Annotated in this window: 12 protein-coding genes; 6 read left to right on the forward strand and 6 right to left on the reverse strand. The window is 68.6% G+C overall.

The window, feature by feature from the left end:
* From E6G06_14335 to E6G06_14345, 3 genes are read right to left on the reverse strand one after another with little or no spacing between them, the layout of a single operon-like run.
* On the reverse strand, positions 1-1,461 hold the full coding sequence (locus tag E6G06_14335; protein TML89527.1) for a hypothetical protein: 1,461 nt from the start codon (positions 1,459-1,461) through the stop codon (positions 1-3).
* Positions 1,462-1,479: 18 nt separating this feature from the next.
* Positions 1,480-2,112 carry a prepilin-type N-terminal cleavage/methylation domain-containing protein gene (locus E6G06_14340; GenBank protein TML89528.1) on the reverse strand — a complete coding sequence of 211 codons (633 nt, stop codon included), beginning with the start codon at positions 2,110-2,112 and terminating at the stop codon, positions 1,480-1,482.
* Positions 2,102-3,988: a prepilin-type N-terminal cleavage/methylation domain-containing protein gene (locus E6G06_14345; protein TML89529.1), complete on the reverse strand. Its 1,887-nt coding sequence runs from the start codon at positions 3,986-3,988 to the stop codon at positions 2,102-2,104. Before E6G06_14345 ends, E6G06_14340 begins: the two co-directional genes overlap by 11 nt.
* Positions 3,989-4,579: 591 nt before the next feature.
* Between E6G06_14345 and E6G06_14350 the strand changes: the two genes are divergently transcribed.
* The 3 genes from E6G06_14350 to E6G06_14360 are packed head-to-tail and all read left to right on the forward strand — an operon-like array spanning position 4,580 to position 7,080.
* On the forward strand, positions 4,580-5,791 hold the full coding sequence (locus E6G06_14350) for an amidohydrolase (GenBank protein TML89537.1): 1,212 nt from the start codon (positions 4,580-4,582) through the stop codon (positions 5,789-5,791).
* A gap of 60 nt (positions 5,792-5,851) precedes the next feature.
* Positions 5,852-6,292, forward strand: a complete 441-nt coding sequence (locus E6G06_14355; protein TML89538.1) for a nuclear transport factor 2 family protein — start codon at positions 5,852-5,854, stop codon at positions 6,290-6,292.
* A complete protein-coding gene (locus tag E6G06_14360) occupies positions 6,292-7,080 on the forward strand; it encodes an SDR family oxidoreductase (GenBank protein ID TML89530.1) in 789 nt (262 codons plus the stop codon). The genes E6G06_14355 and E6G06_14360 overlap by 1 nt, the downstream gene beginning before the upstream one ends.
* Before the next feature lie 63 nt (positions 7,081-7,143).
* Here the strand turns inward: E6G06_14360 and E6G06_14365 are convergent, their stop codons facing one another.
* Together E6G06_14365 and E6G06_14370 are read right to left on the reverse strand one after the other, a co-directional pair.
* Positions 7,144-8,205: a diacylglycerol kinase gene (locus E6G06_14365; protein TML89531.1), complete on the reverse strand. Its 1,062-nt coding sequence runs from the start codon at positions 8,203-8,205 to the stop codon at positions 7,144-7,146.
* 21 nt (positions 8,206-8,226) lie between these two features.
* On the reverse strand, positions 8,227-8,478 hold the full coding sequence (locus tag E6G06_14370; GenBank protein ID TML89532.1) for a hypothetical protein: 252 nt from the start codon (positions 8,476-8,478) through the stop codon (positions 8,227-8,229).
* Positions 8,479-8,651: 173 nt separating this feature from the next.
* On the opposite strand from E6G06_14370, the gene E6G06_14375 reads away from it, so the two are divergent.
* Positions 8,652-9,467 (forward strand): SDR family NAD(P)-dependent oxidoreductase, encoded by an 816-nt coding sequence (locus E6G06_14375; GenBank protein ID TML89533.1) that lies wholly within the window; start codon positions 8,652-8,654, stop codon positions 9,465-9,467.
* Positions 9,468-9,535: 68 nt separating this feature from the next.
* Complete coding sequence (locus E6G06_14380; protein TML89534.1) at positions 9,536-9,871, forward strand: hypothetical protein; 336 nt, start codon at positions 9,536-9,538, stop codon at positions 9,869-9,871.
* A 39-nt stretch (positions 9,872-9,910) separates the two neighbouring features.
* On the opposite strand, the gene E6G06_14385 is transcribed toward E6G06_14380, so the two are convergent.
* Positions 9,911-11,533, reverse strand: a complete 1,623-nt coding sequence (locus E6G06_14385) for a hypothetical protein (GenBank protein ID TML89535.1) — start codon at positions 11,531-11,533, stop codon at positions 9,911-9,913.
* Positions 11,534-11,992: 459 nt separating this feature from the next.
* Between E6G06_14385 and E6G06_14390 the strand changes: the two genes are divergently transcribed.
* A partial coding sequence (locus E6G06_14390) for a hypothetical protein (protein TML89536.1) occupies positions 11,993-12,219 on the forward strand: 227 nt, incomplete at its 3' end.

Below are 12,219 nucleotides of genomic sequence, written 5' to 3' on the forward strand. Positions count from 1 at the left end.
CTACGCGGGCGTCTCCCGCTTGTAGCTGATCGCAACCGTGTAGAGCGTCGTCGAGGAGCTCGCGGCGCCGGGAATCTCAACCGGCACGTAGCTCAGGGAGAACGCGTTGTTGACCGTCACTCGTCCGGCGTAGATCTGCCCCCCGCCCGAGATCGCGTTGTTCATGGTGATGTTGCAGGGTGTGTAGAAGAAGACGGTGATGTCGCTGGTCGACGAGTTGGAGTTCTCCGAATACATGTCGTGCGGCCCGTTGTCGACTGAACCGCAGGGCGAGCTCACCGTCACCGCGTCGGAGGGAACGATCCACGAGACCTTGTGCGCGACGCCGTCGACCGACGACTTCACCTTGAAGGAGTTGTTCCAGTAGAAGCCTCCGTCGGCCACCACCGCGAGATCCCGCGCCAGCGTGACCGTCTCGTTGTTGCCCCACGTCATCTTGCAGGAGCCGTGGATCCTGTACACCTTGTTGACCGTCGCCGTGCTCATCGTCGCGATGTCGTTGTGGGCCTGCGTGCAGTTCGTGCCCTCGTCGACGACCGTGAATCCGCCGCTCGTCCACGCAGCCGCGTCCCAGTTGAGGGTCGGCATGCTGGCGGTGGGCGGGTCGGGGATGCCCGTCTGGTTCGAACGGCGCTGGCCGGTCACCGTGCCTCCGGTGTTGGTGCCCTTGGCGGTGGCGTCGTGCGCGACCGTGCTGGTGTTGCCCAACGCGATGTTTCCCTGCGACGAGATGGCGTCGTGGCCGATGCTCGTCGAGTTGCTGGTGGTCAGGTTCTCCTTGGCGTAGACATCGACCGTGATCGTGCACGCATTGTTGAGCTGCACGGTCCCTTGGGTGTAGATGCTCCCGTGCACGGTCGCGGCGTTGTCGCAGATGACGTTGCCGTTCGAGTAGATGTCGCCGTCCTGGCCCGAGTAACCGTTGATGGTGAGCGTGTTGTTGAGGTGCGGGCCCTGGTCCGAGAAGATGGCGCGGTTGAACCCGGAGCCCGAGCCGGGTACCGGCGTGAGCTTGATGAGCGCGTCCATCTGTCGCTTCAGGCCGACGACCGCTTGCGTGTCTCCCGTCGAGACGAGCTCGGCGGCCGCGGGCTGAGCCGAGAGGCCGCCACTGCACGTGAGCGGAGCGCCCGCGGGAGGGAACGTGTCGTAGTAGGTGATCGCGACCGTGTAGCTCGCGGTCGTGGGCACGTCGGAGAGCGTTCCTGTGAGCGTGCATGGCATCGTCGGATAGGGATTGGCCTGGAGCGCGGCGAGCGTGACATCCAGCCCCGCTTCCGCCGCGTCCGCAGCCTGGATGCGCTTTCGGTCCGACGAGGTGGAGGTCAGGCCATGCTGGGACAGCTGGACTGCCGTGAGGCTGAGGCCGACGACCACCATGGATGCGAGCAGCACGGTGATCATGGCGATGCCGTTCTCTTGGCGAGTCTCGCGGCGAGCGGGGTTGAGGAAGCGGAGCATCAGTCCTTCTTGTGAGGCTTACGAGTAGGGCGGGATCGTGGCGCAGACGAAGTTCGGGTAGCCGTACTGGGTGTTGCGGCCGGCGACCGATGCTTGGACCGCTGAGTTCTTGGACGACGATCGCGAGTCGTTCACCAAAAGGGAGATGTTGAGCAGCCGGCTCCCGAAGCTCGAGGTCGCGTCCAACGAGAACGCCGGGCTACCCGTGTCGTTGACGATGTGGTCGGCCACGGTCCGCCACCCCGACACGATGTCGTCGACCTGCCAGGTCGTCGTCCAGCTGCGCGTCTGCAGCAGGTTGTTGTAAATGCGCCACTGCACGCAGCGCTGGACGGAGTTGGACTGCGTGTAGACGCGGAGGGCGAGGCCGGGCCGGATGCCGTTGGCCGGATCGTTCTCCTGCGCCGGGTTGTAGATGAGGTTGCCGGACCGGATCTGGCGGTCCAGCTGCTCGACGCCGAGGCGCGCCTGGTCGATGTTGTTCGACCTGGTGTCGGCAATGGTCACCGTGCGCTGCGCGGACACCAGGAACGCCATGCTCATGGCCATCACGATCGACAGCACCGCAGTCGTCATGACGACCTCGATGGCGGTGAAGCCGCCGTCCGCCGCTGCCCGACCCGGCTCGGCTCGACCCGGCTCAGCCGGCACCGGGCGCCGCCTTGTAGGAGGTCTGCGCGAGCAGGGTGCCGAGGTCGACGTGGATGGTCAGATTCGCGAGGGTGACGCCGTTGTGCGTGATCGTGTAGGTGATGTCACCGACGATGGGCGATGCCGACTGGGCCGACGCCGACGTGCGCGTGCAGGTTCCACAGTTCCCGGGATCGGTCTTCACGGTTCCCCCGGTCGAGATCGCCGCGGTGATCTGGATGGTGAGCGCGCCGCCCGGGAACCCGGCATCGTTGATGTTCACGCTCGCAACCGGCACGGCGACAGCTGCTCCCGGCGCGATGGTCGTGGTGCTGTAACCGGCACCGTTCCAATAGGAGATCGTCGGCGCGCTACCACTGATCGGAATGGTGACGGTCGGTGCCGCGCTGCCGACGCCGCTCTCCGCGCTCACGGTGTCCGAGAAGCTCGACGCCCGCAAGAGGTAGCCGTTCCAGCCGCTTGGGATGTCCGCGGGGCGCAGGGAGGCCAGGTTGGCGGGCAGGTTGACGAGGGTCACAGTGCCGATCGAGCGGCTGGCCTTGGACCGTACACAGCCGTCGCCGGTGGTCGGCGAGCCGGAGCACGCCGGGGTGTCGAGGTTGGCGAAGCTCTTGGCGGCCGACGGGGCAGCCGCGATCGAGCCCAACAACGCGTTGCCCATGGGGATCGCGCCCGCGCCCACGCTAAACGTGCCCGACATCAGCCCCGTCTGCTGCAGTGACCCGCTGCCACATGGCAACAGGTCGTTCTGGTTGATCCCGAGCGGATCGGGACAGAGGTTCGTCGACGACGACGCGCTGGATGTGCTGATGCTGTTGCCCGTCTCCGTGGGGCTGGGGGTGAGCACCAGGGAGAAGTACCCGTTGGTGGCGCTCAGCGTGGCCGGGCTGCCTTGCGACACCGGTGTTTGCGAGTAGACCAAGGCGGTCGAGACAGGGTCGGTGTCCGATGCGGAGGCGCCCAGTTGTGCGCCGCTGTTCTGGACCGACTGCCCCGTGATGTCGAGGGAGACACCCGACGTGGTGGCCCGTCCTTGCGCGGCCGAGACCTGCTCGATCTGCATCGTCGAGTCCAGCTCGCCCGCGCGCAGCACCGCCTGGTGGAGGTTGATCCCGAGGAGCGTGCCCGTGACGGTCACCGCCCCCTGGCCCATGGACGAGGTGCCGTAGAGGAACGGTTGGCAGGGCGACGCGAACGGATGTGTGGCGCTCGAGACGCAGCCGGCCGGCGAGAAGAGGATCGTCTGCGTGGAGACGCTCGCCACCAGCCCCTTCCGGAACGAGCCGGTCCACGAGGTGATCACCGTGGCCCGGAAGGAGGTGGTGCTGCCCTGGTAGTTGGTCGGGTACACCGCCACGGTGTAGGTCGTGCCGTTGACGACCTTGGTCTGCCGGTGGGGGTTGAGTGGCACCTGTGCGTTGCCGCTCGTGCCGGTCGGGATCGTCTCGCCGGTGGGTGTGAAGGTGTAGACGGCCGTCGCGCCGGAGCCGGTCACCGTGATGTTGGGGTCGGCGGTGGCGAGGTCGGTGCGGTCGAGCCCCGCGGCCAGGGTGGAGAACGGAAGCGCCCGAACCTGTTCCATGGCCTGGGTGGCGAGATGGTTGGCCACCTGTCGCTGCCGGGCGAAGGCGACGTCGACCATCGAGCCGGTCAGCACGTACCCGAGCGCAGTCGTGATCACCGAGAAGACGAAGATGGCCATGACCAGCTCGATGAGCGAGAACCCGCCGTCAGCCTCGCGGCGCGGATGGAGCGCGCGATCCACCTCTCCTCTCCGCTGGCGGTCCCTCACTGCCTTGGTATCGGCGCGCGGGCGCGTCGACTTCAGTGCGACCGGGCGACGACGAACCTCACCGGATCCGCCTGGATCGAGCACCGGCGGGCACGGGGACCGACCGCCTCTCCACCTTCACGATCCCCGTCCCCGCGCGGCCCCCATGCCGGCGACGCCGCGGTATCGACTCGTCATCGTTGACGAGACGGGATCTCATCGGCGCTCGACGGCCAGACCACCGTGACAGCCCAAGTGCTCGGCGCCAATAGGGCGTCAGGCCCAATTCGCCGGGCGCTCCCGTGAGCTCGCTCCCGCAGGAGCAGGGCGTCAGGGACGCGTGTCGGTGTGGGTCTCGTTCTCCTGCGTGGCTCCCGCCGCCCCGACGGGCTGCAGCTCACGAGCCACCTTGTACGGCTCGAGCAGGGCCACGAGGTCCAGATCCGGTGGAGCGGCGCGCTGATCGCGCTTGCGACGCAGAAACATGCTGATCCCCTTCCCTTCTTGGCGCAGAGTACGCAGAGTGGTCCGACGACCACAATGAGCCGTACGACTCAGCCCGGGGCCCTCAGCGGTCGAGTATGGCGGACGCCGCCGCCGGGGCGGTGGACCGACTCGCTCGGACTCGGTCGGAGGCCAGGGGCTATCGTGACCGTTTGTGACGACCCGTCAGATTCGGTGCGCGACAGCCTGACGATGACGGTGGGAGCAGCCACGACGCCGATCCCCAGGATCATCAGCGTCGACGATCACGTCGTGGAGCCGGCCCACGTGTGGACGACCCGGGTGCCGGCCAGGTTCCGCGACGCGGCGCCGCGGATCGAGCGGCGCGGCCTCGGGGGACTGACCTACGTCGGCGGCACGACCTACGAGTACGAGCTCACCGACGATGGTCCGCCGTGCGACATCTGGTTCTACGAAGGCGGGATGTACCCGCACAAGCGGCACGTCGCGGCAGTTGGCTTCGACCGCGACGACATGACGCTGTCGGCGATCACCTACGACGAGATGCGGCCCGGCTGCTACGAGCCCGAGGCCCGCGTCGACGACATGGAGCTGAACCACGTCGAGGCGTCGCTCTGCTTCCCCACGTTTCCTCGCTTCTGTGGCCAGACATTCCTCGAGGCCAAGGACCGCGAGCTCGCCATGCTCTGCGTGCGGGCCTACAACGACTGGATGGTCGAGGAGTGGTGTGACGGAAGCGCCGGCGCGCTCATCCCGCTCTGCATCATCCCGCTCTGGGATGCCGACGCGGCGGCCGCCGAGGTCAGGCGCAACGCCGATCGCGGCGTGCACGCGGTCTGCTTCAGCGAAATTCCGCCCAAGCTCGGCCTGCCCAGCATCCACGGGGGCTACTGGGACCCCTTCTTCATCGCCTGCCAGGACACCCGCACCGTGGTCTGCATGCACATCGGCTCGTCGTCCCAGATGCCGGCCACGTCGAAGGACGCGCCACCCGCGGTCGCCGCCACCCTCAGCTTCAACAACGCGATGGCGTCGCTCAGCGACTTCCTCTTCTCGGGGGTGCTCGTCCGCTTCCCGACGTTGAAGCTCGCCTACTCCGAGGGCCAGATCGGCTGGCTCCCGTACCTCCTCGAGCGGGCCGACGACGTGTGGCGTGATCACCGGGCTTGGGGCGGTGTCCGCGACACGGTGCCCGAGCCGCCGTCGACCTACTTCTACCGGCAGGTGTTCGGCTGCTTCTTCCGTGATCGTCACGGGCTCGAGTCGCTCCACGTGGTGGGCGTCGACAACGTCACCTTCGAGACCGACTATCCGCACACGGACTCCACCTGGCCCCACACGAGACAGGTGGCGGAGGACCTCATGGGCCACCTTCCCGAGGACGTCGTCTACAAGATCGTCCGGGGCAACGCCATCCGGATGCTCGAGCTGGACCGGGTCTGAGCGGTGGACGTCTCCGACCTGGTGGAGATCGAGGCGATCAAGCGACTCAAGTACGCCTACATGCGGTGCCTCGACCAGAAGCGCTTCGACGAGATCGGTGCGCTCTTCACCGACGACGCGGTCGCCGCGTACAGCGGTGGGAAGTACGAGTACCACGGGCGGGACGAGATCGTCGGGTTCCTCAAGCGCACGATGAGCGCGGAGACGTTCCTCTCCACCCACCGCGTCCACCAGCCCGAGATCGACATCGTCGGGCCGTCGCGGGCCACGGGCACGTGGGCCATGGACGACGTCGTCGTCGAGACCGCGTGGCAGATCACGATTCGGGGCTCGGCTTTCTACGAGGACGAGTACGAGAAGGCCGATGACGGGCGTTGGCGGATCAACCGCACCGGCTACAAGCGCACGTACGAGGAGATCCAGCCCCGCGGCGAGGTCGCGGGCCTGCGTCTCACCGCGAGCTGGTGGGCCACCGATGGCCGAAGCGAGTTGGAGGCGTAATGGTCCTCGACCAGTTCATGCTCACCGACCGCGTCGCCGTAGTCACCGGGGCCGGGCGGGGAATCGGCGCGGCCGTCGCCCGCACTTTCGCGGCCGCCGGCGCCGACGTGGTGATCGCGTCGCGCACGAAGGACCAGCTCGACGAGGTGGCTGCCGACGTGCGTGCCGCGGGACGTCGCGCCGTCGTCGTGCCGTGCGACGTGAGCGAGACCGCGAACCTCGAGGAGCTCGTCGACCGGGCGATGGCGGAGCTCGGACGCATCGACGTGGTGGTGAACAACGCCGGCGGCACGAGCCCCCGTCCGTTCCTCGACACGAGCGAGCGCATGTTCGAGCGGGCGTTCCACTTCAACGTCACGACCGCGTTCGCCCTCAGCAAGCTGGCCGTGCCCCACATGCTCGCGGGCGACGGCGGGAGCATCGTCAACATCGGCTCCGCCATCGGCCGGCTGCGCGATCGCGGCTTCGTCGCCTACGGCACGGCCAAGGCCGCGATGGCCCACATGACGCGGCTCATGGCGGCCGACCTCGCCCCGCGCGTGCGGGCCAACGCCATCGCCGTGGGCTCGGTGGCCACCTCCGCGCTCGAGACCGTGCTCGACAACGACGACATCCGCAACGAGATGGTCAAGAAGACCCCGCTGCGCCGCCTCGGACTGCCCGACGACATCGCGTTCGGCGCGCTCTGGCTCGCCTCGCCGGCCGGCAGCTTCGTGACGGGCAAGGTCATCGAGATCGACGGTGGCCTCGAGGCCGGCAACCTCGACCTGCACCTGCCCGACCTGTAACCCCTCCTTCTTGTCGCAGACAACCGTCCGGTCGACGGTTGCGCACGACAAGAACGACGGGGTTCAGCGCATCACGTGGCGGCCGGTCACGAGCGGCAGGTCGAGGGTGGAGAGCAGCCCGGGCTCGGCCTCGCAGACCGCGGGGATCGCGTTGAGCAGGCGCATCGCGGTCACGGTGAGGCCCGCGGCGTTGTGGTCGCCGGCCGTGTCGGACAGCTCGAGCTCGCACTTCAGCGACGGCGATCCCTCGATGAGGATGCGATAGGAGCCATGGCCGGCCGGCTGCGGCCAGTCGGGGGCGAGGGCGTCGTGAAGCCGGGTGACGTGCTCGACGACGATGGCGGGCCGGCCGTTGACGATGCCCTGCACCTCGAAGCGCAACGCGGCCGTGGTGCCGGCTTCGACTCGGCCTGCCGCGATGTCGAACGTCGTCTCCGCGGGCCGGCGCTCATGGGTCTCGCGGATCTCGTCGAGCTCGACGCCGAGGCCCTCGGCGATCATCGAGACCACGCCGCCCCAGGCGAACGTGAGCGCGCCCGGGAAGAGCAGCAGTGGGGTGCTGTCGAGGGCCTGGCCGAAGCCCATCGTCTCGAAGAGCACCTCGGCCTGGTCGTAGGTGTCGTAGTTGAGGATCTCCATCACACGCACCGAGTCGACCCGCTCGCACGCGCCCAGCAGCGTCAGCGGCAACAGGTCGTTGGCGAAGCCCGGATCGATACCTGACGTGAAGCACGACGTACCTCCGACCCGGCACGCCTCCTCGAGTCGTGCCGCGGCGCGGGGATCGGCGGTGGGCGGATAGACGAGGGGTACCACCGAGGTCGACACCACGTTGGACCCGGTCTCGAGGATGCGGCACATGTCCTCGACGGCCTCGTTCGGACGCAGGTCACCGGTCGCCATGTAGGACACGCAGTCCGCCCTCATCGCCATGAGCTCGTCCGCGTCGTTGGTTGCGAGGACCCCGACCGGGCCGACACCGCAGAGCTCGCCCGCGTCCTTGCCGACCTTGTCGTCGCCGTGCACCCACACACCGACCAGCTCGAGGTCGGGATGGCCGATGATGCATCGCAGCGCATGCCGTCCGACGTTTCCGGTGCCCCACTGCACGACCCGGTAGCCCATGGCCGCACTGTAGGCGGGTGCTCAGGTGGCGGCGCGGGCGGAGGGCACGGGAGGGTTGCTGAGGAACCGGAAGCGGTGGACCGCCTCTTCGTACTGGCGGCGGGCCTCGCCCTCCTCGGACTGCAGCCGGCGCTGGAGGGCGGCCTGCGTCGGGGAGAGCGGGCCATCGCCCGCGGCGGCCGCGAGGTCGGTCAGTTGGTCCTTGAGCGCGGCGAGCCTCGCCCCCGCGGCCAAGACGGCATTGGCCGCGCGGCGGGAGGAGATGCCGTGCATCGAATGGATGTTGTCGGGACGGGAGGGGCTCAGCTGAGCTGCACCTCCCCGGTCCCCGGCGACGTCGCGGCGGCGACCGCCGTCCGATCCGGGCCCCACCACGACAGCGTGTCCACGTGACCTGCATCGACGCGGGCTTTTGAGGGCTTGAGCGCCGGAAGTAGGTTGACGCCGTGGACCGCACCGTTCTGACCACGGGCGCCAACTCGGGGATCGGGCTGGCCACGGTGCTCGAGGTGGCTCGGCGGGGGTACCGCTCGGTGGGCTCCGTGCGCTCCGACGACAAGGCCGAGGTGGTGGCGAAGGCGGCCGCCGACGCCGGTGTCGAGGTCGAGACCGTGCTGCTCGACGTCACCGACGCCGACGCGTGCGGCGAGGTCATGGCGGGGCTCTCCCTGTTCGGCCTCGTCAACAACGCGGGCTACACGGGCACCGGCGCCATCGAGGACGTGGGCGACGACGACGCGCGTCGCCAGCTCGAGACGATGACCGTCGCGCCGATGCGGCTCGCGCGCCTCGCGCTCCCCGCCATGCGCGAGCGCGGCGAGGGGCGCATCATCAACGTCTCGTCCATCTACGGCCGCACGACCACGCCGCTCACCGGTTGGTACCAAGCGACGAAGCACGCGCTCGAGGCCCTGTCCGACGCGCTCCGGATGGAGGTGGCGTCTTCGGGCGTCAAGGTCGTGCTCGTCGAGCCGGGCGGCTTCAAGACGGGCATCTGGGAGGACTTCGCGCGCGACGTCGAAGGTCACGCGGGATCGCGGTTCGAGGGTGCCTATCGCCGCTCGCTGCGGACGATGAAGCTGACGCAGGCGCTCATGGGCCAACCGAAGAAGGTGGCGGGGGTCATCGGGCGCGCGCTCGGCTCGCCGCTCCCGCGCGCCCGCTACCTGGTGGGTTACGACGCCCAGGCGCTCGCACTGGCCCAGTCGCTCACGCCCACCGCGGTCAAGGACCGGGTCATCCGTCTCACGCTCGGTCTCTAGGAGCCCGCAAAGGAGGAGTCTGCTCGGCAGCGGCAACGACTGATCGGCAACGAGAGAACGGAGATTCGATGGGCTTCCTCGACAAGGCCAAGCAGCAGGCGACGCAGCTCGCCCAGAAGGCGCAGGAAGGGGTGAAGACCGGTCAGGCCAAGCTCGACCAGGTCCAGTCCAAGAAGAAGGAGGACGCGTTGTTGCGCGACCTCGGCGCCGTCTTCTATGCGGAGAAGACGGGTCGCGCGACGGGCGAGACCGCGGCGGAGATCGAGCGGCTGCTGAGCGAGCTGCGTTCACACGAAGTGGAATCGGGCGCGATCGCGACGACACCCACCGCCCACACCGTCGAGGCCGGCGGCGGAGCCGCGCAGGCAGATCCCGAGGGCGATTCCAAGCTCGACGACCTCTAGGCGCCGAGACCGGCCTTCGCTCCGCCCGGGCGGTTTGCCTCAGCGCGAGTCGACGAAGGGTTGCGGCACCCCGATGCGACCGTCCGACCAGATGAAGAAGGTCTTCTCGCCGCTCGAGGCGTTGTCGGTGTAGTCGCCGAAGTTGGGGTTGATCAGGCTCGAGGTGCCTGCCCAGTCGGTCGCGCCGGTGGTGACGCGAACGTCGGCACCGTTCTGCGCCGGCGTCGCTCGTACGTCGGCGAAGTAATCCGTGCGGGTGGAGTCGGCACCGTTGAGACGCCGGTCGTACCACGAGATGGCGACCGCGCCGCTCGCGCGGACGCTCACCGCCGGCAGGAAGTGCAAGGCGAAGGAGTTGTCGTCGTTGACCTTGCGGATGGGAGTCGAGGGTGAGATGTCGAGGTTGTAGTTCAGCGCGCGCAGCCAGATGTCGCCCAACGGATGGAGGCTGGCGTCGTTCCAGACGGCCACCACCTTGCCGAGCGGCGCGTCGACGGCGAGGCGCGGGAAGTCCTGGCCCAGGCCGCGGCTGTAACCAGCGATCGGGACCGAGTCGAGCGAGCGCACGCCGCCCAAACCATCGGAGTTCGCCTGACCCGTGGTGAGAACGCGGGGGAGATTCGGGCCACCGATGTCGGGGGCAGTCCCGGTGGGTTGCACCCGGGCGACGTGGAGGTACACATAGGGGTTGCCGAAGAACAGGTTGGTGTCGACGTTGCGCTCCCATGCCACGAATGCCACGCCTCCGGGAGCGACCGCCGGATACGCGCCCTGGTTCACCACCTCCCCCTCCTCGGGCCACACGACTACCGGCGGGCTGAAGTCGGTCTTCAACAGCGTGGCCGGGTCGGCGGGCACGTGCGCACGTACCAGCTCGATCTGCCCGGTGCCCGAGTGGGGGAAGCTGCTGAAGAACCTGGTGTAGGACATCACCAGGGTCCGGGTGGTGGCGTCGTAGCTCAGGAACTCCTTGTCGAGGAACGCGCTGTCCGGATTGCTGAAATCGCAGAGGTTGGCCCCGCGGGCGGCGACGATGGGGTTGGTGAAGCTCACCTGGTTGGTGGGGCTCACCGTCGCCACCGACACCGCCAGCTTCGAGATGAGCTTCTCGGTGGGGGAGAAGCAGAAGGCTTGACCGGGCGGCAGCAAGAGGCTCCCGACGATGAAGTGGACGCCATCACCCAGCGCCACCACCGTCGGGTCACCGAACCACTGGCGAGTGGCCTCGTTGTTGGGCAGGCCCACCAAGTCGGTGAACGTCTTGCCGCCGTCCGCGGAGAACCCGACGCCGGTGAGCGATGCCGCGCGCAGCGTGCTGGGCTGCACCAAGAACCCGGTCGCATCGTTCCAGGCCGCGAGAACCCGATTGCCGTCGGCTGCGATCGCCGTCTCGGATTGGCCGGCCGCCAGGTCGCGAGCCGGGTCGTTGGCGTCGACGTTGGAGCCGAAGGCCACCGAGCCCGCTGCGGCCGCGAGGCCACTCGTGGCGGTCGGCGACGGCTTCTCGAACCACATCCGGCCGCCCTGCGAGAGCAACGACGTGTTGATGTGGACCGGAACCGGCGAGGCTGCGGCGCCGGTGCCGCCCGCGCCGGCCGGACCGGCCAGAGCGATCAGTGCGGGGACGGACAGGACGGACAGCAAACGTACGAAGCGCTTCACGGCTTCCCCCCTAGCTTCCTGTCAAGGACGCCGTCCGAGTCGCGACGGCTGCGCACCGCATTCGCCGCGCGTGTGCGCATCGTGTTCACGCGGCGAGGATGTGTCAAGGCCCAATCTCGCTAGTCCGAGCCTCCAGCTCCTCTGCGCCGGAAGAAGAGCACGGCCGCTCCCGCTGCGAGGAGCAGCGCGAGCGCACCGAGCACGATCCACACGGCGCGACTGCTGGATTTGCGCGCGGGCGCGGCACGCGGGGTCGTCGTCGTGGCTCGGGGCGCTGTCGTCGTCGGGGCGACCGTGACGACCGAGGTGGATGTGCTCGACGTGGTCGTCGGTGCCACGCCCGTCGTCGTCGGCGTCTGGGTCACCTGGAGCGCGGCCGAGACGCCGACCGCACCGCCGCCGCAACGCACGCCGATGCTGTGAGCCCCTGAGCTCGCGGTGGGAGGGATCGTGTAGGTGATGTTGAAGTTGCCGATCGCGTCGCGGGGCGCCTGTGGCCCCAACCCGTCCGGCGGAAACAGGTCCGCGGTCGAGGTGAGCTGGGCCGGGTCGCCGGAGGCACAGGACGCCGTGCCGCTGACCGGCACGTTCCCGGATATGGTGACGGTGCTGCCTCGCGGCGCGGACGAGGGAGACACCGTGATGCTCGACGCGGCAGACGCCGCCGAGGCCAGCAAGACGGCTGC

The sequence above is a fragment of the Actinomycetota bacterium genome, assembly GCA_005888325.1.
In the GTDB taxonomy this organism is placed as follows: Bacteria; Actinomycetota; Acidimicrobiia; order Acidimicrobiales; family AC-14; genus AC-14.